General features: G+C 70.1%; 23 protein-coding genes. 13 read left to right on the top strand and 10 right to left on the bottom strand.

The window, feature by feature from the left end:
• Nucleotides 1-45: 45 nt before the first annotated feature.
• The 5 genes from YIM_RS43705 to YIM_RS43685 form a co-directional block, all read right to left on the bottom strand.
• Nucleotides 46-993: an alpha/beta fold hydrolase gene (locus YIM_RS43705; RefSeq protein WP_153035948.1), complete on the bottom strand. Its 948-nt coding sequence runs from the start codon at nucleotides 991-993 to the stop codon at nucleotides 46-48.
• 63 nt (nucleotides 994-1,056) lie between these two features.
• Nucleotides 1,057-2,430, bottom strand: coding sequence for an amidase (locus YIM_RS43700; protein WP_153035947.1), 1,374 nt, complete (start codon nucleotides 2,428-2,430; stop codon nucleotides 1,057-1,059).
• A complete protein-coding gene (locus tag YIM_RS43695) occupies nucleotides 2,427-3,770 on the bottom strand; it encodes a carboxyl transferase domain-containing protein (protein WP_153035946.1) in 1,344 nt (447 codons plus the stop codon). The genes YIM_RS43700 and YIM_RS43695 overlap by 4 nt, the downstream gene beginning before the upstream one ends.
• Complete coding sequence (locus tag YIM_RS43690; protein WP_153035945.1) at nucleotides 3,763-5,199, bottom strand: acyl-CoA synthetase; 1,437 nt, start codon at nucleotides 5,197-5,199, stop codon at nucleotides 3,763-3,765. The genes YIM_RS43695 and YIM_RS43690 overlap by 8 nt, the downstream gene beginning before the upstream one ends.
• Before the next feature lie 25 nt (nucleotides 5,200-5,224).
• Nucleotides 5,225-6,469: an SLC13 family permease gene (locus YIM_RS43685; protein ID WP_153035944.1), complete on the bottom strand. Its 1,245-nt coding sequence runs from the start codon at nucleotides 6,467-6,469 to the stop codon at nucleotides 5,225-5,227.
• A gap of 749 nt (nucleotides 6,470-7,218) precedes the next feature.
• On the opposite strand from YIM_RS43685, the gene YIM_RS43680 reads away from it, so the two are divergent.
• Nucleotides 7,219-7,935, top strand: a complete 717-nt coding sequence (locus YIM_RS43680; protein ID WP_153035943.1) for a FadR/GntR family transcriptional regulator — start codon at nucleotides 7,219-7,221, stop codon at nucleotides 7,933-7,935.
• Entirely contained in the window at nucleotides 7,916-8,554 is a 639-nt protein-coding gene (locus tag YIM_RS43675) for a hypothetical protein (RefSeq protein ID WP_153035942.1), read from the top strand. The genes YIM_RS43680 and YIM_RS43675 overlap by 20 nt, the downstream gene beginning before the upstream one ends.
• Here the strand turns inward: YIM_RS43675 and YIM_RS43670 are convergent.
• On the bottom strand, nucleotides 8,547-8,921 hold the full coding sequence (locus tag YIM_RS43670) for a hypothetical protein (protein WP_153035941.1): 375 nt from the start codon (nucleotides 8,919-8,921) through the stop codon (nucleotides 8,547-8,549). The two genes, YIM_RS43675 and YIM_RS43670, sit on opposite strands and share 8 nt — an antisense overlap.
• Before the next feature lie 132 nt (nucleotides 8,922-9,053).
• On the opposite strand from YIM_RS43670, the gene tsaB reads away from it, so the two are divergent.
• The 3 genes from tsaB to tsaD are packed head-to-tail and all read left to right on the top strand — an operon-like array spanning nucleotide 9,054 to nucleotide 11,229.
• Nucleotides 9,054-9,704 (top strand): tRNA (adenosine(37)-N6)-threonylcarbamoyltransferase complex dimerization subunit type 1 TsaB, encoded by a 651-nt coding sequence (tsaB, locus tag YIM_RS43665; protein ID WP_153035940.1) that lies wholly within the window; start codon nucleotides 9,054-9,056, stop codon nucleotides 9,702-9,704.
• Nucleotides 9,705-9,706: 2 nt separating this feature from the next.
• Entirely contained in the window at nucleotides 9,707-10,180 is a 474-nt protein-coding gene (gene rimI, locus YIM_RS43660; protein ID WP_153037641.1) for a ribosomal protein S18-alanine N-acetyltransferase, read from the top strand.
• A complete protein-coding gene (gene tsaD, locus YIM_RS43655; RefSeq protein WP_153035939.1) occupies nucleotides 10,180-11,229 on the top strand; it encodes a tRNA (adenosine(37)-N6)-threonylcarbamoyltransferase complex transferase subunit TsaD in 1,050 nt (349 codons plus the stop codon). The genes rimI and tsaD overlap by 1 nt, the downstream gene beginning before the upstream one ends.
• A gap of 19 nt (nucleotides 11,230-11,248) precedes the next feature.
• Here the strand turns inward: tsaD and YIM_RS43650 are convergent, their stop codons facing one another.
• Nucleotides 11,249-13,135, bottom strand: a complete 1,887-nt coding sequence (locus tag YIM_RS43650) for an N-acetylmuramoyl-L-alanine amidase (RefSeq protein ID WP_153035938.1) — start codon at nucleotides 13,133-13,135, stop codon at nucleotides 11,249-11,251.
• Between the two features lie 82 nt (nucleotides 13,136-13,217).
• Nucleotides 13,218-14,780, bottom strand: a complete 1,563-nt coding sequence (locus YIM_RS43645; protein WP_153035937.1) for an alkaline phosphatase — start codon at nucleotides 14,778-14,780, stop codon at nucleotides 13,218-13,220.
• Nucleotides 14,781-15,106: 326 nt separating this feature from the next.
• Between YIM_RS43645 and groES the strand changes: the two genes are divergently transcribed.
• Together groES and groL are read left to right on the top strand one after the other, a co-directional pair.
• Nucleotides 15,107-15,400: a co-chaperone GroES gene (gene groES, locus YIM_RS43640; protein WP_026360373.1), complete on the top strand. Its 294-nt coding sequence runs from the start codon at nucleotides 15,107-15,109 to the stop codon at nucleotides 15,398-15,400.
• A gap of 98 nt (nucleotides 15,401-15,498) precedes the next feature.
• On the top strand, nucleotides 15,499-17,115 hold the full coding sequence (gene groL, locus YIM_RS43635) for a chaperonin GroEL (protein ID WP_153035936.1): 1,617 nt from the start codon (nucleotides 15,499-15,501) through the stop codon (nucleotides 17,113-17,115).
• A 108-nt stretch (nucleotides 17,116-17,223) separates the two neighbouring features.
• Here the strand turns inward: groL and YIM_RS43630 are convergent, their stop codons facing one another.
• The gene (locus tag YIM_RS43630; RefSeq protein ID WP_153035935.1) at nucleotides 17,224-17,964 is read right to left on the bottom strand and encodes an SDR family NAD(P)-dependent oxidoreductase; all 741 of its coding nucleotides are present in this window, start codon (nucleotides 17,962-17,964) and stop codon (nucleotides 17,224-17,226) included.
• Between the two features lie 93 nt (nucleotides 17,965-18,057).
• Here YIM_RS43630 and YIM_RS43625 point away from each other — a divergent pair, with 93 nt between their 5' ends.
• Nucleotides 18,058-18,669: a TetR/AcrR family transcriptional regulator gene (locus YIM_RS43625; protein WP_153035934.1), complete on the top strand. Its 612-nt coding sequence runs from the start codon at nucleotides 18,058-18,060 to the stop codon at nucleotides 18,667-18,669.
• Between the two features lie 45 nt (nucleotides 18,670-18,714).
• On the opposite strand, the gene YIM_RS43620 is transcribed toward YIM_RS43625, so the two are convergent.
• Nucleotides 18,715-19,017 carry a WhiB family transcriptional regulator gene (locus YIM_RS43620; protein ID WP_194239946.1) on the bottom strand — a complete coding sequence of 101 codons (303 nt, stop codon included), beginning with the start codon at nucleotides 19,015-19,017 and terminating at the stop codon, nucleotides 18,715-18,717.
• A gap of 257 nt (nucleotides 19,018-19,274) precedes the next feature.
• On the opposite strand from YIM_RS43620, the gene YIM_RS43615 reads away from it, so the two are divergent.
• The 5 genes from YIM_RS43615 to YIM_RS43595 all read left to right on the top strand — a co-directional run bounded on the left by YIM_RS43615 (nucleotide 19,275) and on the right by YIM_RS43595 (nucleotide 24,045).
• The gene (locus YIM_RS43615; protein ID WP_153035932.1) at nucleotides 19,275-20,273 is read left to right on the top strand and encodes a MerR family transcriptional regulator; all 999 of its coding nucleotides are present in this window, start codon (nucleotides 19,275-19,277) and stop codon (nucleotides 20,271-20,273) included.
• 4 nt (nucleotides 20,274-20,277) lie between these two features.
• Nucleotides 20,278-21,468 (top strand): hypothetical protein, encoded by a 1,191-nt coding sequence (locus tag YIM_RS43610; protein WP_153035931.1) that lies wholly within the window; start codon nucleotides 20,278-20,280, stop codon nucleotides 21,466-21,468.
• 162 nt (nucleotides 21,469-21,630) lie between these two features.
• A complete protein-coding gene (locus tag YIM_RS43605) occupies nucleotides 21,631-22,227 on the top strand; it encodes a response regulator transcription factor (protein WP_003073605.1) in 597 nt (198 codons plus the stop codon).
• Between the two features lie 324 nt (nucleotides 22,228-22,551).
• Entirely contained in the window at nucleotides 22,552-23,124 is a 573-nt protein-coding gene (locus YIM_RS43600) for a sigma-70 family RNA polymerase sigma factor (protein ID WP_153035930.1), read from the top strand.
• Nucleotides 23,125-24,045 carry an anti-sigma-D factor RsdA gene (locus YIM_RS43595; protein ID WP_153035929.1) on the top strand — a complete coding sequence of 307 codons (921 nt, stop codon included), beginning with the start codon at nucleotides 23,125-23,127 and terminating at the stop codon, nucleotides 24,043-24,045.
• Nucleotides 24,046-24,083: the final 38 nt, after the last annotated feature.

Genomic DNA, 24,083 nt, shown 5'->3' with positions numbered 1-24,083 from the left:
AGAAGCAGGCGCCCTGCTTTTGCCCGCAGAAGCATGTTTCCCTGGTCAGAGGGTGTGGAGGACGGTGTACAGGGCGTCTTCGATGCCCGGCAGGTCCTCGTGGCCGAAGTCGGGGTACTCGCGCAGCGACTTGGGTCCGGTGAGCTTGTTGTAGGCGGCGAACTGGGTCGACGGCGGGCACACCACGTCCTCCAGCGCGACCGTCCAGTCGACCCGTGCCCGGACACGCGGAGCGAGGTGCTGGATGTCGATGTACCCGAGTCGGGTGAAGATTTCCTCGCGGCGCAGATGCAGCGGGTCACGCTTGCGGAACCAGGTGGTGATCTCGTTGTACGGCGCTTCCCCGAGGGCCAGCTCCCAGGCACGCTGGTAGTCCGACAGGAACGGGAAGACCGCCGCGACCAGCGCGATCCGTGGTTCGAGCGCGGCGCACGCGAGGCTCAGCGCGCCGCCTTGGCTGTGCCCGGTGGTGGCCATCCGGCCCGGGTCGACGCCGGGCAGGTCCATCACCGTGCGCGCGAGGCGGACCGTGTCGAGGAACGCGTGCCGCATGTGCAGCTGGTCGGCGCCTTCTTCGAGGCCAAGGAGCAGCTGGTTGCTCACCGCCCAGCCCGTGGCCGTCGCGCCCCAGCCCTGGCCGCGCATGTCCATCGCGACGGCGGTCTGCCCGCGCGCGACATACGCGAGCAGCTCGGTCCAGGGCGTTGACCTGCCGTTATAGCCGTGGAAGAAGAGCACGGCCGGGCCTTCGGCGTCCGTCAGCGGCCGGGCGAGCTTCGCGTGGACGCGGACACCGCCGACGCCGGTGAACTCCAGGTCCTCGCAGCGGGCGAACGGCGCCGAGAACTCGGCGGGCGTGATCTCGACCTGCGGTTCGGTCGCGTCCAGCTCGGCGAGGGCCTTCTCCCAGTAACCGTCGAAATCGGCGGGTCGCGGATTGGTGCCCTGGTAGCTCCGGAGCTGCTCCGGCGACAGGTCGAAATTCAGCGGCATGCGGACGGCTCCCTCAGGCTCAGACGATCAACGCCATCCTAAAACCCACCCCTGACCTGGCCCTCATGCTTCTGCGGGCAAAAGCATGTCGGCGAGGGTGAGGACGTCCAGGTCGGCGCGGGGTTTGCCGATCAGCTGGACGCCCATGGGGAGGCCGTCGGAGTTGAAGCCGGCCGGCATGCCCAGCACCGGGACCCCGGCCAGCGACCACGGCGCCACGGTCTCCATCCACCGGTGGTACGTGTCCATCTCGCGCCCGCCGACGGTCGACGGCCACGGGGTGTCGACGTCGAACGGGAACACCTGCGCGCTCGGCGCCAGGATGAAGTCGAAATCTTCGAAGAACCGCAGCAGGGCGTCCAGCCATCGCGTGCGCTCCAGCGAAGCCGGGCCGAGGTCGGCAGCGGACAAAGCGAGTCCCTGCTCGAGTTCCCACACCAACTCCGGCTTCAGCTGATCCCGCGGCATCCGGTACAGCGACCCCAGATTCGCCGCGACGTTGAACCCGCGCCAGGTCAGCACCGCCCGCCACACCCGGTCCATCGGGTAGTCCGGCACCGCGTCGACCACCTCGCAGCCCAGCTCGGTGAACCCGGCGAACACGCCCCGGCAGACGTCCAGCACGCCGGGGTCCATCGGCAGGTACCCGTCGAAATCCCCGACCCAGGCGATCCGCGTGCCGCGGAAGTCGCGCGGGGTCAGCGGCGGCATGAACATCGACGGGTCCTCGGCGATGCCCAGCGGGGCACGCGGATCCGGCCCGGCCTGCACCGACAGCAGCGCGGCGACGTCGGCGACGGTCCGGCCCATCGGCCCGGCCGTGTCCAATTGCGCCACGAACGAGGTCGACGGCACGCGCCCCAGCGACGGCCGGAATCCGTAGGTGTTGGTGAACGCCGCCGGGTTGCGCAGCGAACCGAGGTAGTCGCTGCCGTCGGCGACCGGCAGCATCCGCGACGCGACCGCCGCCGCGGCGCCCCCGCTGCTGCCGCCCGGCGTGCGCGAATGGTCGAACGGGTTCCGCGTCGGCCCGTACACCGGGTTGTACGTTTGCGAGCCGAGCCCGAATTCGGGCACGTTCGTCTTGCCGATGACGATGCCGCCCGCGTCCTTCATCCGCCGCACGAAGAGGTCGTCGTGCTCGGCGATCTGATCGGCGAACACCGGCGACCCGAACGTCCACGGCAGTCCGGCCGCGGCCGAGAGGTCCTTCACCGCCAGCGGGAACCCGTGCAACCAACCGCGGTACGGCTCGCTGTCCCGTTCGGCGGCTTCCCGCATCAGCTCGCCACGATCACGCAGCGCGACGATCGCGTTGAGCCGTGGGTTGTGCTCCTCGATCCGGTCCAGGTATGCGGCCATCACCTCGGTGCACGACACCTCGCGAAGCCGGATCTTCTCGGCCAGCTCCACCGCGTCGAGTTCGACCAGGCTCATCGGCTGTCCTCCACGTGCGGCGCGATGCCTTGCGCGACACCGAGTTCGACCACGTCCTGCGGTCGCAGACGCAGCTGGTTCGCCGTTTCCGGCACCTCCGACGGGTCGCGCTTGAGGATCGACGCCGCGGCTTCCGGTGAGGTGACCGAGAAATAGCTGTCCGGCGTCATCCACGTCCGCCCGGGTGCGGCGAACGCGAGAGCGCCACCGGAACCGCCTTCGCCGATCACCAGCGACGTGATCGGCACGTGCGCACCCGCCACCGCGAGGAACAACTCCGCGATCGACGGACCCGCGCCGGAACGTTCTGCGACGTCGTCATTGGCCGCGCCCAGCGTGTCCACAATGGTCAGAACGGGCAGCCCGAGGCGGTCAGCGAGTGAGACCAGCCGAGCCGCGGTGCGGAATCCGGAGGGCAGGGTCGGCGTACCGCCTTGAGCCGCATAGGCGATGGTTTCCCCGTTGCGTTTGCCAAAGCCGCAAAGAACTCCGGAATCCCGGCCACCGCAAAGGTCTCCGCTGATCTCCTCGCGCTCATCGAAGTAAAAATCCAAATAGGACTGTGCTCGTGGTCGTTCCGCCGCACGGGCATGCCGCACTGCTTCCCAGCCGGTTTCCGGGAGTTCCTTCCGGCCGAGTGCGGCCGGAACCGGGACTTCGACGGCAGGCGGTCCGGCGAGCAGGCGCAGCCAGGAAGCGAGCACGCCGGGCAACTCGTCCGGTTCGACAACGGCGTCGACGTGACCCGATTCGTACTGCCCTTCCGCGGTGTAGGCGTGTGCGTCACCGGGTGGGCGGACTCGTGAACCGGCAAAACCCACCTGCGCCTGGGAAAGCGCGATCGTCACGTCCGCCCCGGAGCCCAATGTCGCCCAGCCGCCACCGGTTGCCGGATCGCGGAGGACCGCGACCTGGGGCAATCCGGCGGCTCGGGTCAACGCGATCTGCTTGGCGACGCGTTGCAACTGGGACAGCGCGCGCATGCCCTCCTGCATCCGGCTGCCGCCGGTCGCGACCAGGAAAACCAGTGGTAGCCGCAATTCCCGTGCGCGGATGAAGGCGGCTTCCACCCGATCGCCGGTCCGGCCGCCCATCGAGCCGCCGAGGAAACCGAATTCGAAGGCGATGAACGCCGCGTCGATGTCACCGATGCGGCCCCGCCCGCACACCACGGATTCGCTTTCCCCGGTGCGTTTCGCCGCTCTCGCGTGCGCCTCGTCGTAACCGGGCCAGCCGATCGGACCGTCCACTTCGGAATACTCGGCCGGTCCGGTGTCGAACTCGGCGAAACCGGTGGCGACGGTCTCGATCACGGCACGGGCCGACAGTCGCTCAGGCACCGAGGGCTCGCTTCATCACCTTGCCCATGTCGTTGCGTGGCAACGATTCCACGAATCGGACCACCCTGGGGCGCTTGTGCGGTGTGAGCAGTCGCGCCACGTGGTCGACCAGGTCCTGTTCCGCGGGCTTCGGCCCGTCCGGCACGATCCAGGCGACGATGCGTTCGCCGAGATCGGGATCAGGCTCGCCGGTGACCGCGGCCTCGGCGACGCCGCTGTGCTCCAGCAACGCGTTCTCGATCTCGCCGGCGCCGATCTTGTAGCCGCCGCTCTTGATCAGGTCGGTGGCCTTGCGGCCGACGATGCGGAGGTAACCGTCGGCGTCGCGGGTGGCCATGTCGCCAGTGCGGAACCAGCCGTCGTCGAACACCTCCGCGGTCGCGTCGGGGCGGTTCAGGTACTCGGTGAACAGGTTCGGCCCGCGCACCTGGATCTCGCCGACGGTCTCGCCGTCGCTGGTTTCGATGGTCTGACCGGAGTCGTCGACCAACCGCACGTCCACCCCGCGCAGCGGCACGCCGACCGTGCCGGGCTTGCGTTCGCCGTCCGCGCGAACGCTGCTGTTCATCAGGGTTTCGGTCATGCCGTAGCGCTCGATCACCTGCTGGCCGGTGGCCGCGGTGATGCGCTGGTGGTCATGCACCGGCAATGCGGCCGAACCGGAGACCAGCAGCCGCGCGCCACGCAGCGCCGACGCGAGTGCCTCGTTGGTCTCCAGCTCACCGGCGATGCGGTGGTACATGGTGGGCACGCCGAACATCATCGTGCCGCGGCCGGCCAGTTCGGTGGCCAGGGCGGCGGTGGAGAACTTGCCGAGGTGGATCACCGAACCGCCGCGCCGCAACGGTCCGAGCATGCCGAGGATCAGCCCGTGCACGTGGAACAGCGGCAGCCCGTGCACCAGCACGTCGTCCGCGGTCCACTGCCACGCGTCCTCCAAAGTGTCCAATGTGGACGAAATGGCGCGACGCGGGAGCACGACGCCCTTCGGCGGTCCGGTGGTGCCCGAGGTGTAGACGATCATCGCCGGTGCCTCGGGATCGGGCTCGGGCAGCGGCTCGACCTCGCCGCTGGTCAGCTCGATATCCTTGCGCGACAAGCCTTCCAGGCCCGCGGGCAGCTTGGCTTCCGCTTCGGCGAGCACCAGCGCTGGCGCGCTGTCGGCGATGATGTGCTCGAGTTCGCGCTCACCGATCTTGGGATTGATCGGCACCGCGGGCACCCCGGCCAGCAACGCCGAGACGACCGCGACCGTGGTCTCCAGCGTGGAGGTCGCCCACACCGCCACCTTCGCCCCCGGTGGCAGCTCGCGCAGGCTCGTCGCGAGGGTGCCGGCGACGGCGGACAGCTCGGCGTAACTGAGGGCACGGTCGCCGAACCGGACGGCTTCCTTGCCCGAAGCCTCTTCCAGGGCGGGGAACAAACGCACGCGGAACCTCCTCGGTAGTACTGGGTCAGCCCCAGCCGGGCACGATCAGGGCGAGCCACACGGCGGCCGGGACCACCACGACCATGATGCCGCCGTAGACCATCAGTTGCCGGAAGAACGTGTCGCGGTCGACGTTTTTCGCGTTGGCCAGCACGAGTGCGCCGTTCGTGGAGAACGGGCTGACGTCGACCACGGTGGCCGCGACGGCCAGCGCGGCGATCATGCCGATCGGGCCGACCGTGCCCTGGGCGAGGAACGGCACGGCCAGCGGGATGAGCGCGCCCATGATGCCGACCGACGAGGCGAAGGCGGAGACGATCGCGCCGATGTAGCAGAGCAGCAGCGCCGCGAGGAGCGGCACGCCGACGCCGGTCACCGCGTTGCCCGCGTAGTCGATCGTGCCCATTTCCTGGAGCACGCCAACGTAGGTGAGCACGCCGCAGATCAGCAGCACGGTCGGCCAGGTGATCTCGCCGACGGCCTTGCGGCCGGTCTCCGGCCAGAACACGCTGAGCAGCACGGCCAGCGAGATCGCGGTCAGGCCGACGTCGAGGTCGAACACCAGCGCGCCGACGACCAGCGCGACCAGGCTGACCAGCACGGCGATCCGGGCCGGGGTGAGCTTGGGCACCTCTTCGGTCTCGTCCTCGGCGGTGACCCGGGTGCGGCCGAGCTTGAGCCCGCCGAGCACAACGAAGAGGATCGCGGCGATGACCAGGTTGACCGCGAGGCTGGCCAGGAACAGCACGGTTTCGCTGCCGGCGAGGTTCTCGCGGCTGACGATGCTGTTCACAGTGGACCCGTAGACGCTGATCGGGGAGAAGCCGCCGGCCTGGGCGCCGTGTACGACCAGGGCGCCCATCAGCAGAGGGCTGATGCCGTAGCGGGAGGCGAACCCGAGCGCGATCGGCGCGACGATGGCGACCGCGGCCGGGCTGACCGCACCTATCGCGGTGAGTACGGCGGTGACCGCGAACATCACCCACGGGATGAGCGCGAGTCGGCCGCCGACCAGGCGGATCGAGGCGTGCACCAGCCAGTCCGTGGTGCCGGTGGCCCTGGCGATGGCGAACAGGTAGGTGACGCCGACCAGTACCACGAACAGATCCCCGGGGAATCCCGCGAAAATGCCGTCGGCGTCCAGACCGGCCACCAGCGTGCCGACGCCGAACGCGCCCGCGAAGGCCAGCACCCCCATGTTGATCGATCTGGTGGTGGCGACCACGAAGATCACCACGAGAACAAGGATCGAGATCAGCTCGGCGGACATCAGGGCTCCCGTCATTGGTCGCCGCAGTGGCTGAGTGGCCAGTCCACTTGGTGGCTCAGTGGCCTAGTGGCTAGTCCACTTTGCGGTGCGCTGGATCACCCTGTCAAGAGCCGCGGTCAACGGGCGGCCGGCGTCCAGGCGCCTCGGCGGACGAGAACGCAAGCTTCAAGAGACTCCGAAACACGAGCCACATCAGCACACCAGCGCACCAGCACAGCGGCTCAGCGATCAAGCGGACTGATTCCCTGGCTCGGCACCTCGACGACCCTGCAAGCCGCAGTTCGGCACCTCGGCGACCTCGCAACTCGCGGCTCGGCAGCTCAGCGACCCCGCAATTCGCGGCTTGGCACCTCGGCGCCCCCGCAGCTCGCGGCTCGGCAGCTCAGCGACCCCGCAACTTGCGGTTCGGCAGCTCAGCGATCAAGCGGTCGGCGGTTCGGCGGCTCTGCGAACAAAGTGATTGGCGGCTGGGCAGCTCAGCGATCGTGCAATCGGCGCCTCGGCTACCCGGTGACCAAGCGATTGGCGACTCGGTGGCTCGATGGCAGAGGGGTTCAGTGGTTCAATGGCTAGGTGGCCCAGTGGCCGAGTGGGTCGATGGCCTAGTGGCTCAGTGGCTGAGTGGCTCAGCCACTTGTCCAATCCTTTCGCCGCCACCTGGCTCCTTCAATAGGCCTGTTTTTGGGTAGAAGCCCGGTCACCGGCTGTTAGGCTCGAAGTCCAGGTCCACGGTCGCCCGGAGGGGATTCATGGGGTCCGACGCACTGCGCCCGATGGCGCGGCCGCGCCTGTACGAGCAGGTGGTCCAGCGCATCCGGGAGTACGTGGTCGAGTCCGGCCTCGACGCCGGGGACAAGCTGCCCGCCGAGCGTGAACTGGCGCAGCGGCTCGGCGTGAGCCGCGCGTCGGTCAAGCAGGCCATTGTGGTGCTCGACGTGCAAGGTCTGGTCGAGGTGCGCCACGGCGGCGGGACCTACCTGACCAGCGCCAAGCTGGACCTCGAACCGGTCGAGGAACTCGTCGAGCGGCGGCGCCGGTTGCCCGACGTGCTCGAGGCACGCGAGGCCATGGAGACCAAGCTCGCCGAACTCGCTGCCGAACGTCGTACCAAGGAGGACCTCGACGCGCTCGAGGACGCCCTGCGGTACATGGCTGAGGAGATCGACAACGGCGAGCAGGGCATCGAGGGCGACCGGCGGTTCCATGCCGCGGTCACCGCTGCCGCGCGCAACCCCATCCTCGCCGAGTTCATGACCTCGATCGCCGAGCAGATCGCCGAGAGCCGTACCGAGTCGCTGCACCAGCCGGGGCGGCCGAAGCGCTCGCTCGCCCAGCACTACCGCATCTTCGACGGCATCAGCCTCGGCGACCCCAAGGCTGCCGCGGCCGCGATGAAGCGACACCTGCGCACGGTCGCGAAGGTGCGCCTGCTGTCCTGGAACCCGGATGAACCGGGCGAGGACTGAACTCGCCCGGCTTTGGCGTGAGTTGACGCTGCCCATCGCGGACGCGCTCTACCTCGCCGACGGCACCGCCTACGAGGCGACGGCACGAGTCGGCGGGCTGGTGCTCGGCCCGTGCTTCGACCTGCTCGCGGCGGACCCCGACTGGATGACCCACGTCGACATCTCGCGCGAGCACGCTCTCCCTGATGGCACCCTCCCCGACGGCCCCCTGCCCGGCGATTCGCAACTAAACGGCACGCTGCCCGACGGCACGCTGCCCGACGGCACGCTGCCCGACGGCACGCTGCCCGACGGCACGCTGCCCGACGGCTCACAGTTCGATGGCGCTCTGCCCGGCGGCTCACAGTTCGATGGCGTGCTGCCCGGCGGTGCGCAGCTCAACCGCTTCCAGGCGGCTGGCTCATCGACCGGCGGCTCGCTGTTCGTTGGGGATGGGGCGCACGGCTCGGAAGGGGTCTTCGGCCGGATCACCGCCGAACGCGAACCGGTCTGGATCGTGTGTCTGGCCGACTGCAATCCGTTCACCGAGATCAACCTCGACGGCCGCATGGCGACCTTCGCCTCGTCCTCGGGGGTGGCCGTGACCGTGGACATCGACCACCCCGATCGCGCTAGCTGATGACCGTCAGTTCCCGGCTACCCGCATGCCCGCCACCGCAGCGTTCGCTGACCTGGTGCACCCCGGGCACAGCGTCCGCCCGCACGGTCGCGGTGCCCCAAGACAGCGCCGACGAGCGCACGGTGAACACCGCCACCCCGCCGTTGCCGGTGTACGGCCCGTCCTGGCCGGTCGGCGCGAACGCGGTCGAGCCGACCAGGTTCAGGCCCTCCACCCCGCACCCGGCGACCACCCGCACCTGCTCGCCCGCGCGCACGATCTCCTTGTCCAGACTGAGAAACGAACCGGTCGGGGCCGCGCTCGCGGTGCCCGCGGTCAGTGCGAGGGTCGCGGTGGAGGCGATCAGTGCTCGGCGCAGCGTGGACATGAACTCCCTTTCGTTCGCGGTTGACCCGCCCGGCCGGCGATCGGTCAACTCTTCACTTGATCCAGACGTGCCCGGCCGGTGCGGGTTGCCTGCGCGAGGGCCCCGGTCGGGTGAGTCGTAGGCTGGGGAACCGTGTTAGTACTGGCCGTCGACACCTCCACGCCCGCGGTGACCGCCGGGGTCGTCCAACTCGAACCCGATTCGCTGGCCCTCGCCGCCGAGCGGGTGACCATCGACGCGCGCGCCCACGGTGAACTGCTCACCCCGCACGTGCTCGACGCCGTGCAGGCCGCCGGAACCAGCCTCCGCGACCTGGGCGCAATCGTTTGCGGAGCCGGGCCGGGGCCGTTCACCGGGCTGCGCGCGGGCATGGCCACCGCCGCCGCGCTCGGGCACAGCCTCGGCATCCCGGTCCACCCCGTGTGCAGCCTCGACGCGATCGCCGCGGAGGTCGTGCCGGGCGAGCCGTTCCTCGTGGTGACCGACGCGCGCCGCCGCGAGGTCTACTGGGCCGAGTACGACGCCGAGGGCAAGCGCGTTGGCGAGCCCGCTGTGCAGAGTCCAGCCGAACTCACCACCACGGCCAAGGCCGCGGCGGGTTACTTCGCCGAGAAGACCGGGCTGCGGGTCCTCACCCCCGAGTACCCGTCGCCGCTCGGGCTGGTCACGGCCGCGCGGGAGGCGCTGCGGTCCGGCGCCGAGCCCGCCCCGATGACCCCGCTCTACCTGCGGCGCCCGGACGCCGTCGAACCCGGGGCGCGCAAGCGGGTGACCACGCCGTGACGGTGGAGCTGAAGCCGTTGCGCCGCGGCGACATCCGGCGCTGCGTGGAGATCGAGAAGATCCTGTTCCCCGGCGACAGCCCGTGGAGCGCCTACGCGTTCCGGTCCGAACTGGACTCCGGCGCGTACTACCTCGGCGCCTACGAGGGCCAGGAGCTGCTCGGTTACGCGGGCCTGGCCGTGGTCGGCCCGCGCGGTGACTACGAAACGAGCCTGCACACGATCGGCGTCGCCCCGGAACACCAGGGCAAGGGCATCGGCAAGGCGCTGCTGGAAGCATTGCTGGCCAAGGCCGACGAGCTGCGCGCGCCGGTGCTGCTCGAGGTCCGCACGGACAACGAAGTCGCGATCACGATGTACGAGAAGCACGGCTTCACCAAGCTCGGCGTGCGCAAGCGCTACTACCAGCCGTCCGGTGCGGACGCTTACACGATGGTGCGGCCACCGCTGGGTGTGGCCGCGGAGGAGGCCGGCTGATGGGCGCCCGGATCGTCATGGGCATCGAGAGTTCGTGCGACGAGACCGGCGTCGGCCTGGTCCGGCTGCACGACGACGGCACCGTGGAGCTGCTCGCCGACGCGGTCGCGTCGAGCGTCGACCAGCACGCGCGGTTCGGCGGCGTGGTGCCCGAAGTGGCCAGCCGCGCGCACCTCGAAGCGATGGTGCCGACCACCGAACGCGCCTTCGCCGACGCCGGGCTGAAGATGTCCGATGTGGACGCCATCGCGGTGACAGCCGGACCCGGCCTCGCCGGTGCGCTGCTGGTCGGCGTCGCCGCGGCGAAGGCCTACTCGGTCGCGCTGGACGTGCCGCTCTACGGGGTCAACCACCTCGCCGGGCACATCGCGGTGGACACCCTGCAGCACGGCCCGTTGCCCAAGCCCTGCCTGGCGTTGCTGGTTTCCGGTGGGCACACGCAGTTGCTGCGGGTGGACGACGTGGCCGCTTCGATCGTCGAACTCGGGTCCACTGTGGACGACGCGGCCGGGGAGGCCTACGACAAGGTGGCCAGGGTGCTCGGCCTGCCGTACCCCGGCGGCCCGCCGATCGACAAGGCCGCGAAGGCCGGGAACCCGGCTGCCATCGCCTTCCCGCGCGGGATGACCGGACCGCGCGACGCGAAGAACGACTTTTCCTTCTCTGGCTTGAAAACCGCCGTCGCGCGCTGGGTGGAAGGCGCCGAGCGCAGGGGCGAGGAGATCCCGGTCGACGACGTGGCGGCCTCGTTCCAGGAAGCGGTGGCCGACGTGCTGACCGCGAAGGCGGTCCGTGCGGCGAAGGAAGCCGGAATCGGCACGCTCGTCATTTCCGGTGGTGTGGCAGCGAATTCACGACTTTCCTCGCTCGCTCAGGAGCGGTGTGATCAGGCCGGGATCGAGTTGCGGGTGCCGCGGCCGAGGCTGTGCACGGACAACGGGGCGATGATCGCCGCGCTCGGTGCGCACGTGGTGGCCGCCGGGGTCAAACCGTCCTCTTTGGACTTCGCGGCCAATCCGGCGCTGCCGGTGGGGACCGTCTCGGTCTGAGCCGGTCCCCAGGCAGCCGCTAGTTGGGTGCCCAGGAGGGCAGGATCCGGACGTCGTCCGCCTTCACGTAGGCGATCCGGTGGCCGAACTGCACCTGGACGAACTTCGTCTTGCCCCGCACCACCTGGTGGTCCGCGGTGTCGAAGTTGACCGCGTAGTAGTACTCCGAGCCGGTGGTCAGGCCCAGCGTGTACCGCTGCCCGGCCGGCATGGTGTACGGCAGCGGGACGAAGTCACGCGGGGTGATGCCCTCCGGGTAGGCCGAAGCCTCCGGGTATGCGCCGCCCCAGATCTGGACGGCGCCGGACTTGGGCGTGACCACCTTGCCCTGCACCGGTTTCGCGGTGGCGTTCGACGGGTTGTGGAACCAGCCCTTCTGGCCGAGGTACCAGACCGCGGTCCAGTCGCCCTTGACCTCGGCGACCGCGTACTGCTGCCCGCTGTCCACCCGGCTGCCGATGTCGGAGACGTGCATTGTGGACTGTCCGGTTTGCGGGTGCAGCCCGATGTCCTTGAGCAGCGGGGCATCCGCCCGCGGTTCCGTGCGCAGGATGACCGAAGTGGACCCGCGAGCCGGGCACAGCGGCACGTCCTTCTCGCAGTATTCGAACGCGGGCTTGTTCGTGGCGAAGTCGGGCGCGATGGTCACCATGCCGGTGTTCGGCCGCCAGTCGCCCGAGCCGGTGTCCGCGCGTCCAGTGCTATCGAACGGGGCGCCGAGCAGGTCGAAGTAGTGCGTCCAGTCCCAGTAGGGGCCCGGGTCCCAGTGCATGTCCTTGATCTTGGCCGGGCTCAGGCCGGGCACGTTGTCGTGGCCGATGATGTGGTCGCGGTCCAGCGGGATGTCGTACTTGCCTGCCAGGTACCGCACCAGTTTCGCCGAGGTCCGGTACATCGCCTCGGTGTACCAGGTGCCCTTCGCGGCGAAGCCCTCGTGCTCCAGGCCGATCGACTTCGCGTTGACGTACCAGTTACCGGCGTGCCAGGCGACGTCCTTGGTCGGCACGTGCTGGGCGATGTGGCCGTCGGCGGAGCGCAGCGAGTAGTGCCAGCTCACGTAGGTCGGGTCCTGCACCAGGTCCAGCACACCGTTCCAGTAGCCCTCGGTGTCGTGGATGACGATGTAGTCGATCTTCTGGCTGTTCGGCCGGTCCGCCTTGTCGTGGTTACCGTAACCGCCGGGGATTTCCTGGTACGGCGCGGGAATCCACTCGCAGGAGATCCCTTGTGGACACTCGACCGGCCCGGCCGCGGCCGGCACGCCCTTCGGTGCGGCGGCGGGCGTCGGTGCGAGGCTGACGCGCTGGCCGTCGTCGGTGACCCGCTCCACGCCGGTCGCGATGGTGCTGAACACCTCGTCGGCGAAAGCGGTGGCCGCACCGGGTTCCTTGCTGCCGCTGTACTTGGCCACCGCCTGGTACCAGTCACCGGTCTCGCGGTGGTGGGCGGCCAGCAGCGCGGCGCCGCCGCGGATGTTCTGCGCCGGATCGGTGCGCAGCGTCGCGGTGTCCACTCCGGTCAGCTCGGCCGCGGTGTCCAGCGTCTGCAGCGAATCCGGTGGCGGCGCGGGCGGCCCGGCCTCCGGGTGCAGCGGTGGCCGCGACTCGTCCCCGCGCGGGTCCTCGCCGCCCTGGTCGTGGTGCGTGCCAACGCCCGCGGTCCGCAGGTCGGTGAGGTGCATCGGGCCGTACCCGGCCGAGGTGCTCGGCGTGCCCGCGTTGGTGTCCCATCGGGACTCGAGGAACGAGACGCCGAGCAGGACGTCCTGCGGTACCCCGAATTCGGCCGCCGCGGCGGCGAAGTCCCGCTGCCGCTGCTGATCGGCCGGTGCCGCCTGGGCGGCGGGCACGGAGATCGCGCCCGCCGCCAGTAGCAACACCGCCAGGCGTGCTGGTGTACGCCGCATGTACTTGCCCCCAGTGCTAGGTGGATGTCGTGAGCACCTACCTAACACCGCGCGGACCTCGTCAGGAAGAGGCCGTTCGGGCTCAGGCCGGGTTGAGCGCGGGGACCCGGTCCTCGACCACGAAGCCGGCCGCGGTGCTGACCGGGGCGTCCGGCTTGGTCACGTAGGGCAGGACGCGGTAGTCCGCGCGCAGCTCGTCCGCGGTGAACCTGGTGCGGATGTAGCCGCGGCGGTTGCGGTGGAACTTCACGTGCGGGTTCTCGTCGAGCACCGCCTGGTTCGGGTCGTCGTTGCCATCGCGGCCACTGGTGATCGAGGTGGTGACCAGTTCGACGCCGACGCCCTTCGAGTCCGGCTGCCCGTAGGTCTCCTTGATCTCGGCCGCCCAGTGCCGGTGCACGTCACCGGTGAGCACGACGCCGTTGCGGACCGCCGAGTGGCCCATCGCGGCGGCGATGCGGTCGCGGTTGACCTTGTAGCCGTCCCAGGCGTCCATGTTGTAGCCCTCGGCGGCGCCGGGGGTCAGGTCGATCTGGGCGAAGAACACCTGCTGGCCGAGCACGTCCCAGCGGGCTCGGGAGGTGTTGAACCCGTCGACGATCCACTTCTCCTGCTCGGCGCCGGTGATCGACCTGGTCGGCGCGAGCCGCTCGGCGCAGTTGGCCTTCACCCCGTCGCCGCACGCCTGGTTGTCGCGGTACTGGCGGGTGTCGAGCATGTGGAAGGTGGCCAGGTCGCCCCAGGCCAGGCGGCGGTAGAGGCGCATGTCGATGCCGTTGGGCCGGGCGGTGCGGCGAAGCGGCATGTTCTCGTAGTAGGCCTGGAAGGCGGCCTTGCGCCGGGCGAGGAAGGCCTCGCCGGGGGTCTGCGAGGAGTCCTCGGGGACCTCGTCCGCCCAGTTGTTCTCCGTCTCATGATCGTCCCAGACGACCAGCCAGGGCGCGGTCGCGTGGGCGAGCTGCAGGTCGGGGTCGGTCTTGTACTGGCCGTGCCGGAGGCGGTAGTCGGCCAGCTTGACCGTCTCCGGGCCGATGACCTTGCGGACCTCGTTCGCGCCGGCGGCGTATTCGTACTGGTAGTCGCCGAGGTGCAGGATCAGGCCGGGCTCGTCGTTGGCGAGGTGGCGGTAGGCGGTGAAGTAGCCCTGGCCGTAGTGGGAGCAGCTCGCGAAGCACATGGTCAGGTCGGTCATCTGGCCCGGCGCGGGCGCGGTGCGGGTGCGGCCGACCGGGGAGATCTCGGAGCCGGTGCGAAAGCGGTAGAAGTACTCGGTGCCGGGCGCGAGGCCGTCGGCTTCGACGTGCACGCTGTGCGCGGCTTCGGGGCTGGCCCAGGTGCGGCCGTTGCGCACGAGGTCGGTGAACTTCTCGTCCTTGGCGATCTGCCACTCGACGACCTGGCCGCGGACGGGCATGCCGCCGAGGCCGTCCTCGGCGAGCGGGTTCCTGGCGAGACGGGTCCAGAGCACGACGCTGTCGGTGTACGGGTCGCCGGACGCGACGCCGAGGGTGAACACCTCACCGGGGGCGGCGAGGCCCGCGCCGGCGGAGGTGGTCGCGCGGGCGAGTCCGGAGGCGCCGAGGGCGGCCAGGCCGAGTGCGCCGGCGCCGCCGAGCAGGACGGAACGCCGGGAGGGGGTGCTCATCGACACGGATGACTCCTCAACAAGGTGGTGGGGACCGGCTGTCGCCCCCGATCGCACTTCGCCGCCGTCGAACGGGACAACCGTCCGGGATGACCACTCCGTGAATTCCTTTCGCGTCCCGGCGGAACAAAGCCGCCGGTCAGTGCGGTTGCACGGGGTGGTGCCCGGCGTCAAGCGGACCCTCCTTGCGCGACTAGCACTCACATGGCTAGAGTGCTAATTGCACGGCACCGCACACGCCCCGGCACCCGCGACGGCGGGGGTGGTAGGAGTCGTAAACCTTCAAACCTGCCAACGCTTTCTTCCGACCCGTGGAGGTCAACCCGGTGAGCGTGAACATCAAACCGCTCGAGGACAAGATCGTTGTCCAGACGAGTGAGGCCGAGGAGACCACGGCCTCCGGTCTGGTCATCCCCGACACCGCCAAGGAGAAGCCCCAGGAGGGCAAGGTTCTGGCCGTTGGCCCGGGCCGCATCGACGACAAGGGCAACCGCGTCCCGGTGGACGTCAAGGAAGGCGACGTCGTCATCTACTCGAAGTACGGCGGTACCGAGGTCAAGTACAACGGCGAGGACTACCTGATCCTCTCCGCCCGCGACGTGCTGGCCGTCATCAACTGACGTCCGCTCTGCAGCGCATGACGCCCCGGGGCCCCGATTTCCGGGGAGCCGGGGCGTCCGTGCGTTCTAACCACTTCGAAAGGTAAGCGGAAAACGCTATGCCCAAGCAGATCAGTTTCGACGAGGACGCTCGTCGCGCGCTGGAGCGCGGGGTGAACAAGCTCGCCGACGCGGTGAAGGTCACTCTCGGCCCGCGCGGCAGGCACGTCGTCCTGGACAAGAAGTTCGGTGGCCCGACGATCACCCTGGACGGCGTCACCGTCGCCCGTGAGATCGAGCTGGACGACCCGTTCGAGAACCTGGGCGCCCAGCTGGCCAAGAACGTCGCCACCAAGACCAACGACGTCGCCGGCGACGGCACCACCACGGCCACCGTGCTGGCGCAGTCCCTGGTGAAGGTCGGCCTGCGCAACGTGGCCGCCGGCGCCAACCCGACCGCGGTCGGCCGCGGCATCGAGGCCGCCGCGGAGAAGGTCGTCGAGGTCCTCAAGGCCAAGGCGACCCCGGTCAAGGGCCGCGACAACATCGCGCAGGTCGGCACCGTGACCTCGCGTGACGCCACCATCGGCGCCCTGCTCGGCGAGGCCGTGGAGCGGGTCGGCGAGGACGGCGTGATCACCATCGAGGAGTCCTCGACGCTGGCCACCGAGCTGGTGATCACCGAAGGCGTGCAGTTCGACAAGGGCTTCCTGTCGGCGCACTTCGCCACCAACCCCGAAGAGCAGCGCGCGATCCTCGAGGACGCCTACATCCTCATCCACCGCGAGAAGATCTCCGCTCTGGCGGACCTGCTCCCGGTGCTGGAGAAGGTCGTCGAGGCCAAGAAGCCGCTGCTGATCATCGCCGAGGACGTCGACGGCGAGGCGCTGTCCACCCTGGTGGTCAACTCGCTGCGCAAGACCATCACCGCGGTCGCGGTGAAGGCGCCGTTCTTCGGTGACCGCCGCAAGGCGTTCCTGGACGACCTCGCCACCGTCACCGGCGCCGAGGTCATCTCCGCCGAGGTGGGCCTGAAGCTGGCCGAGGCCGACCTGAGCGCGCTGGGCAAGGCCCGCCGCGTCGAGGTCACCAAGGACAACACCACCATCGTCGACGGCGCGGGCACCAAGGCCGACCTCGACGCGCGGATCGCCCAGATCCGCAAGGAGATCGAGACCACCGACTCCGACTGGGACCGCGAGAAGCTGCAGGAGCGGCTCGCGAAGCTCGGCGGCGGCGTCGCGGTGATCAAGGTCGGTGCGGCCACCGAGACCGAGCTGAACGAGCGCAAGCACCGCATCGAGGACGCGGTCGCGTCCACGAAGGCGGCCGTCGAGGAGGGCATCCTGCCCGGCGGTGGCTCGGCGCTGGTGCACGCGGTCAAGGAACTCGAGGGCGACCTCGGCCTGACCGGTGACGAGGCGACCGGTGTCCGCATCGTGCGCGACGCGCTCACCGCGCCGCTGCACTGGATCGCCACCAACGCCGGCTTCGAGGGCGCGGTCATCGTGTCCAAGGTGCAGGAGCAGAGCTGGGGCCAGGGCTTCAACGCGGCCACCGGCGAGCTGACCGACCTGCTCGCGGCCGGCATCGTCGACCCGGTGAAGGTCACCCGCTCCGCGGTGGCCAACGCTGCCTCCATCGCCCGGCTGGTGCTCACCACGGAAAGCTCCGTGGTCGAGAAGCCGGTCGAGGACGAAGGCGACGGCGGCCAGGGTCACGGGCACGCCCACTAGGCACCACCAGCAGTACCGGAAGGGGCGGCACCCACGCGGGTGCCGCCCCTTCCTTTTTGCCCGCTTTGCCCCGAACCTGCTTTTGCGGGCAGAAGCAGGTTTCGCAGGTCAGGCGTTGGTGCCGGAATCGATGGTGACGGCCGAGCCGGTCAGGAAGCGGCCCGCGTCCCCGGCCAGGTGGGCGACCGTGGCGGCGATGTCCCCGGCCTTCATGAACTCCCCGTAGGCCGAGAGCTGCCGCTGCCCGTCGGCGTGGTCGCCGTTCGCCGGGTTCATGTCGGTGTCGGTCGAGCCCGGCTGCACCAGCACCGCGGCGATGCCCCGCGGCCCGAGGTCCCGCGCCAGGCCCCTGGTCAGTCCCAGCAGCGCGGACTTGCTCGCCGAGTACAGGCTCAGCCCCGGCCACGGCACCCGCTCCGCCAGGTTGCTGCCGATGGTCACGATCCGCCCGCCTTCGCCCATGTGCTTCAGCGCCGCCTGCGCCGCCACGAACACCGCCCGCACGTGCACGGCGAAGGTGTGGTCGATCTGCTCGAGGCTGACCTCCTCGATGGTCGCGGTGGGGAAGATGCCCGCGTTGTTCACCAGGATGTCCAGCCCGCCGAGCGCTTCGGCGGCCTGGTCGACGGCGGCGGTCAGCGCCGCGGGATCGGCGCTGTCGGCCTGGATAGCGAGGCTCTTGCGGCCCAGTCCCTCGATCGCCGTGGCCACCGAGGCCGCCCGGTCCGCCGCGCTGGTGTAGGTCAGCGCCACGTTCGCCCCCTCGGCCGCCAGCCGGGTGGCGATCGCCGCGCCGATGCCCCGGCTGCCCCCGGTGACCAGTGCCGTGCGCCCGTCCAGTGTGCTCATGCCCACTCCTATTCTGTATCGGTCGCTACATAAAACCGGCACGTAGGATGAGGCGTCAAGGGATTTTGTATCGGTTGTTACAGAAGGTGGGGCATGTCACCTCGTGGCCGTCCGCGCGCGTTCGACCGGGATGCCGCGCTCCGCGAAGCCATGTACGTCTTCTGGCGGCGCGGATACGAGGGCGCCTCGATCGGTGATCTGACCGCGGCGATGGGCATCAACGCGCCGAGCCTCTACGCCGCCTTCGGCTGCAAGGAGGCCCTGTTCCGTGAAGCGGTCGAGCTGTACGGCCGCACCCACGGCGGCCTGACCGCCCGGGCGCTGGAAGAGGAGCCGACGGCACGCGAGTCGATCGAGCGCATGCTGCGGGACAACGCGCGCGCGTTCGCCGAACCGGAGTTGCCGTCGGGCTGCATGGTGGTGCACGCGGCGACCAACTTCGCGGTGGCCAACCAGGGGGTGCACGACTTCCTGGTCGAGCAGCGCCGCGGCAACCACCAGTCCATCTTGGACCGCATTCGCCGTGGACAGTCCGAAGGCGACATAGCGGTGGAAGCGGATGCCGAGGCCATGGCGCTGTTCTACGAGACGGTCCTCTATGGACTGTCAGTGCAGGCGCGGGACGGGGTGGAGGCGGGCAGCCTGAAGTCCGTGGTGGACTCCGCGATGCTCGCCTGGCCCGCGTTCGCGAGCGGCCGGAAATGACGAAGGCGCCTCCCGGGGGCGGGAAGCGCCTTCACCAGGCCGGTTTCAGGAGCTGGACAGGCTCAGCGAGCGCTTGCCCGCCTTGATGATGTTCTCGCGTTCGGACTCCGAGAGTCCGCCCCAGATCCCGTACGGCTCGTGCACCGCCAGTGCGTGCCGCCGGCACATCTCCAGCACCGGGCAGGCCTGGCAGATAGCCTTCGCCTTGGCTTCTCGTCTGGCCCTCGCGGGGCCTCGCTCCCCGTCGGGGTGGAAGAAGGAGCCGCTGTCCATCCCCCGGCACGACCCCTCGAGTTGCCAGTCCCACACATCGGCGTTGGGGCCAGGGAGCCTGCGCGTGTCTGCCATCGTGACCGCCTCCGCTATCCGGGATTTCGCCGCCGGAATCCGCAGTTCCTACAACGCTCGCTACTCCATTCGGTGCAACGGGCGTAACGTTAGAAGCGCGCCAATACTTGTTCAAGAGATCCGGCCCGATTCAGCCGTTAGGCATCCCCCGGATGTGTGAGTGACCGCACAGTCCCGGCTTGCCACCCCTCTGACCGGCCGGGATATTGGGGCGAGTGGGATCCGAGGGCGACTCAGGTCACGCAGCAGGCCATCTGGTGGCGCCTGCTGCGGCCGAGCCCGATCCCGGTGAACCCAGCCTCCCCGTCGCCTCCGTCGCCCGGCGGCTCGGTGTCGCCCCGGCCACGCTTCGGACGTGGGACCGGCGCTACGGGCTGGGGCCCAGCCATCACGTCGGCGGGAGGCATCGTCGCTACGGCCCGGCCGACATCGGCCGTCTCGAACTGATGCAGCAGGCGCTGCTGCGGGGCACGTCCACCGCCGAAGCTGCCCGATACGCGCTCGAGCGCATGCCGAAGGCGGCCGAACCGCCGCCTCCGCGCACATCGGCCCCGGAGCCCACCACCTCCCTGCGCATCGACACCCCCGACGGCGAGCTGCTTTTGCCCGCAGAAGCAGGTGAGCCGGGGCAGTCGCGGCTGGCACGCCGGCTGAGCACGGCGGCGCTGGCCCTCGACTCGCGTGCGGTGCAGCGCACGCTCACCGACGTGATCGAGGGGGCGGGGGTGCTCTCGGCGTGGTCGGGGGTGATCCAGCCGGTGCTGGCCGCGCTCGGCGACCGGTGGCGCGGCGGCGGCACGTCGGCGGGTGCGGAAGTCGAGTACCTGCTCACCGACGCCGTGCTCGCCGCGCTGATCCGTGCGACCCCGGTGCTCGACGAGCCGCGCAACCACCGGCCGGTGCTGCTCGCGTGCGTGCCGGAGGAGCGGGACGGGCTCGCTCTGTACGCGTTGGCGGCCGAACTGGCCTGCCGGGGCGTCGGCACCCAGTTGTTCGCCACGCCTATGCCCGCGGAAGTGCTCGCCGTCGCCGTGCGGCGGGGCGCACCCTCGGCCGTGGTGCTGTGGGCGCGGCGGGCCGGGGTGGCGGACACGCGCCTGTTCTCGCGGGTCGCGCGGGGGCGCCAGCGGAGCCGCCTGTTCGCGTGCGGGCCGGGCTGGGATGCCGGGGGCCTGCCGCCGAAGGTCGAGCTGCTCGCCGACCTGGCCGCCGCGGTCGACCGGGTCGAGTACGTGCTGCTCGGTTCGCGAGACTGACCGGGTGGAAGAACTGCTGCGTCAGGCCGCCTTCGGCAACGACCCCGGAGCCGGGCGGCTTCTGCGGGCAAAAGCAGGTTCTGGGCCGGGGAGGGTGCGGTTGCTGGCCGGGATCGTGGCCGGCGCCGAGGGGCGGTACGCGACGGCGGCGACGGTGTTCCAGCAGCTCATGCGGGGTGAGGACCGGATGGTCGCGGCGCATGCGGCGGCGGCGTTCGCCGCGCACCGGCGGCAGCTGGGCGGGCACGGGGCCGCGTTGGCCTTCGACGGTCTGGCAGTGACATGGGCCACAGCTGATCTTGGAAAGTCCGGTGAACGGGATCCGGACGGCCTGGACGCCGAGGGCGCTTTGGTCGATGGACTGCTCGGCCTGGCCGCCGACAACCTCGGCGTGGGTCGCCTCGGCGCGGCGCGGCTTCTGCGGGCAAAAGCAGGTCGGCTCCTGCGGGCGGACGCTCCGCTGAGGGAGAACCCGCAGGTAGAGGCGGGGCCGCCCCTGCGGGCGGAGGACGCTCCGGTGAGTGGGCCGGCTGAGGACGAGCGGGTGGAGACGAGGCGGCTTCTGCGGGCAGAAGGGGCGAGGGGTGCCCTGGCTGAGGCCGGGGCGGCGCGGCCTCTGCAAACAGAGGCTGCGGAGGGTGCTCCGCTGAGCGGGCTGCCGGAAGGCGGACAGCTGGAGTCGGCCCGGTCTCCGCGGGTGGGGGCGGCGGAGGGCGCTCCGGCGGGCGAGGACGGGCGGACGGGGGCGGATCGGCTTCTGCGGGCTAAAGCAGGGTCGGCTGGGTGGCGGGGGCGGGTCAGGGCCGGCTGGGTCGCGGCGGAGATCGAGCTGGCGGCCGGCAACGCGTCGGCGGCGGTTCCGTCCGCGGAGGAGGCGGCCGAGATCGCTCATGAGCGTGGTGCCGTGCGGCACGGGATCAAGTCGGATCTGGTGCTGGCCGCCGCCCTCACCGGCGTGGGGGATTCCGCTGGGCGGGAGCGGGCACTCGATCTGGTCCGAAACGCCCGGATGGCGGCCGAAAAATATGAAATTCGCTCACTTATCTGGCCCGCCGCCCTCATTTTCGCGGATTTGGTTCCTGCGAATGGTCAGCTGTATCGATCCAGAGCGGATACAGTGTTGCACGCAGTGTTACTGCGCGCAGACCCTGGGGGGAGGCGGCTTGCACGGGAATCACCCTGGGTGCCGGTGTAGCCCCGGAGTAGGCGAGAGCGGCTCCGATGGCTCGACCGCGCACACCGATACCGACATCCGGGCTAGAGCATTTCAAAAAAAGCCACCGGATCGTGTCAAGGTGGGGCCTAAAGCGTCCGATAGGGGATATGGAATGTCACCCGGCTGCAGGAAGGAAACCCCGTGACGACGGTCTTGATCTGCGACGACCGACGCAGTGTCCGCGAAGGGCTTACTCGCGTGATGTCTGCTGTTCCAGGGGTCAGTCGCATCGACTGCGTAGCGCACGGTGACGAGTTGCTGGCCAGGTACTCCCGGCAGCCGGTGGACGTCGTGCTCGTCGGTACCCAGCGCGCGGTGCCGACCGGGGTGGAGGCCACCCGACGGCTCGTCTCCGCGAACCCCCAGGCCAACGTCATCGTGTTCGGTGCCCCCGACGACGCGGGCAGCATCGCCGCCGCGATCGCCGGCGGTGCCCGCGGCTACCTCCGGTGGGACGCGTCCCGCCCGGAACTCGTCGCCGCACTGGCCCACACCCTCGCCAGCACCTCGGTACCGGCGCCACGTCAGCCATCGGACCCCGGCGTCCAGCTGACCGAGCGCGAACTCCAGGTTCTGCGTGGAATGAGCCAGGGCAAGAGCAACGGACAGATCGGCCGCGAGCTGTACCTGTCCGAAGACACCGTGAAGACCCACGCCCGCCGGCTGTTCCGCAAGCTCGGCGTGCGCGACCGCGCTCAGGCCGTCGCCCACGGCTTCCGCCGCGGTCTGGTCTCCTGAGTAGCTCTGACCAGCTCGAACGCTCGACCTCCCCACCCCACCGGGTCACCTGCTGTCCGGCTCCTCCTTCCATCCAGTGGAGGACGCCGGACATTTTGTGCTCAGCTGTAACATCACCCCGTCCTTGCTCGTTGTAAGTTGTTGAAAATTGAAGGACCGGGTAGCGAGAATCCGGCCGCGCCCCGCGAGGCGCGCCGAGAACGACCGTGAGCAAGCGCCAGCGGTGCCGGACGGTACGGTGGGTGTCACCGGCGTGAGGGATGACGAATGCCGCACGCCGGGCTCTTTGCACGCCTAGACGTAACACCGGGACTGTTGTCTGCGATGGCCAATGTGGGGGATGGACTGGACGAGCCAGTCGCCGCCGCTGTCGAGGGAGACCCCCAGGCAGTAGAGCGGCTGCTGGCCGCTATCCGTCCCCTTGTGGTGCGGTATTGCCGCGCCCGAGTCGGCAGGCAGGAACGTTCGTTCGCATCAGCGGACGATGTCGCGCAGGAGGTGTGTCTCGCGGTGCTCACGGCATTGCCCTCGTACCGTGATCAGGGGCGCCCCTTCCTGGCGTTCGTGTACGGAATCGCCCAGCACAAGGTGGCCGACGCGCATCGCGCGGCGGCCCGGAACCGCGCCGAGCCGGTGGCCGAGGTCCCCGACGAGGTCGAGGGCGGCGTCGGCCCGGAGCAGCGCGCCCTCCAGGGCGAGCTGAACCAGCGCATGGCGCAACTCCTGCAGGTCCTGCCCGACAAACAACGTGAGATCGTCGTCCTGCGCGTGGTCGTGGGGCTGTCCGCCGAGGAGACCGCCGAAGCGGTGGGCTCCACGCCGGGCGCGGTCCGCGTGGCCCAGCACCGCGCGCTCGCGCGGCTCCGCAAGGTACTGGCCGCTGAGGAGGTGGTCTGAGTGACCGAACGCGAAGGTCCGCGTGAACAGGACGGCGTGGCGGGCGATGTGCCCGGCGCCGTGCCCGACCTGTCCGCCGTGCAGGCCGACGACGCGTTGCTCGACGCCCTGGGCGGGTCCGACCCCCAGGTCGCGGACGCACTCGGAGACCAGGAACTGAACGCGCTGCTGCTCGCCTGGCGGCGTGACATCGACAGCCAGCCCATTCCCGACCTGATCGACACCGACGCCGCGGTGGTCACGGTGAAGACCGCCGCGCTGGCCCACAAGCACGGGAACCGGGGGCGCAAGCGCCGCCTGCTGGTCCCGGTGGCCGCGGCCGCGGCGGTGCTGGCGATCGCCTTCACCGGCACCGGCCTCGCCGCGCGTGACGCCCAGCCCGGCGACACGCTGTGGGGCCTGACCAAGGTGCTCTACGCCGATCACGCCCGTTCCATCGAGGCCGCCGCCCAGGTGCGCAGCGAGCTGAACGCGGCGGACATCGCGATCAGCGAGGGCAGGCTGGACGACGCCCGCAAGGCGCTCGACGACGCGCAGGCCGCGCTGCGGCAGGTGTCCGTCGAGGACAACCTCGACCAGCTGATGGCCCAGCACCGGCAGCTCAGCGCCCGGCTGGAGAACCCCACGACCGAGGTGCCGAGCAACCCCGGCACCTCCGAGCCGGGCACCTCGCAGACGGGCACTTCGCCCACCGGCACCCCGCCGGTGGACAGCCCGCAGATCCCGCCGACGGACATCCCGACCACGTTGCCGCCGGACAACACGGCGCCGACCACCAACCCGTCGGAGCCGTCGAGCCCGCCGCCCACCTCCACCTCGGAGATCAGCTCGGGCAGCGGTTCGGAGCCGAACACCGGCACCGGTGGCAACCAGGGCAACGCCGTGGAGGGCAACCTGCCCGCCGAGGCAGGCACCCCGTAACGAGCGCACCCCGTACGAGCACAGCGAAAAAGGCCCCC

The sequence above is a fragment of the Amycolatopsis sp. YIM 10 genome (genome assembly GCF_009429145.1).
Lineage (GTDB): Bacteria > Actinomycetota > Actinomycetes > Mycobacteriales > Pseudonocardiaceae > Amycolatopsis.
This window is presented reverse-complemented; position numbering and strand designations above follow the sequence as displayed.

Bases quoted from the DNA above. Each gene is read 5' to 3' on its own strand.
- YIM_RS43705 (WP_153035948.1), bottom strand. From the start codon at position 993: ATGCCGCTGAATTTCGACCTGTCGCCGGAGCAGCTCCGGAGCTACCAG.
- YIM_RS43700 (WP_153035947.1), bottom strand. From the start codon at position 2,430: ATGAGCCTGGTCGAACTCGACGCGGTGGAGCTGGCCGAGAAGATCCGG.
- YIM_RS43685 (WP_153035944.1), bottom strand. From the start codon at position 6,469: ATGTCCGCCGAGCTGATCTCGATCCTTGTTCTCGTGGTGATCTTCGTG.
- YIM_RS43680 (WP_153035943.1), top strand. From the start codon at position 7,219: ATGGGGTCCGACGCACTGCGCCCGATGGCGCGGCCGCGCCTGTACGAG.
- YIM_RS43675 (WP_153035942.1), top strand. From the start codon at position 7,916: ATGAACCGGGCGAGGACTGAACTCGCCCGGCTTTGGCGTGAGTTGACG.
- YIM_RS43670 (WP_153035941.1), bottom strand. From the start codon at position 8,921: ATGTCCACGCTGCGCCGAGCACTGATCGCCTCCACCGCGACCCTCGCA.
- tsaD (WP_153035939.1), top strand. From the start codon at position 10,180: ATGGGCGCCCGGATCGTCATGGGCATCGAGAGTTCGTGCGACGAGACC.
- YIM_RS43650 (WP_153035938.1), bottom strand. From the start codon at position 13,135: ATGCGGCGTACACCAGCACGCCTGGCGGTGTTGCTACTGGCGGCGGGC.
- YIM_RS43645 (WP_153035937.1), bottom strand. From the start codon at position 14,780: ATGAGCACCCCCTCCCGGCGTTCCGTCCTGCTCGGCGGCGCCGGCGCA.
- groL (WP_153035936.1), top strand. From the start codon at position 15,499: ATGCCCAAGCAGATCAGTTTCGACGAGGACGCTCGTCGCGCGCTGGAG.
- YIM_RS43630 (WP_153035935.1), bottom strand. From the start codon at position 17,964: ATGAGCACACTGGACGGGCGCACGGCACTGGTCACCGGGGGCAGCCGG.
- YIM_RS43625 (WP_153035934.1), top strand. From the start codon at position 18,058: ATGTCACCTCGTGGCCGTCCGCGCGCGTTCGACCGGGATGCCGCGCTC.
- YIM_RS43620 (WP_194239946.1), bottom strand. From the start codon at position 19,017: ATGGCAGACACGCGCAGGCTCCCTGGCCCCAACGCCGATGTGTGGGAC.
- YIM_RS43600 (WP_153035930.1), top strand. From the start codon at position 22,552: ATGGCCAATGTGGGGGATGGACTGGACGAGCCAGTCGCCGCCGCTGTC.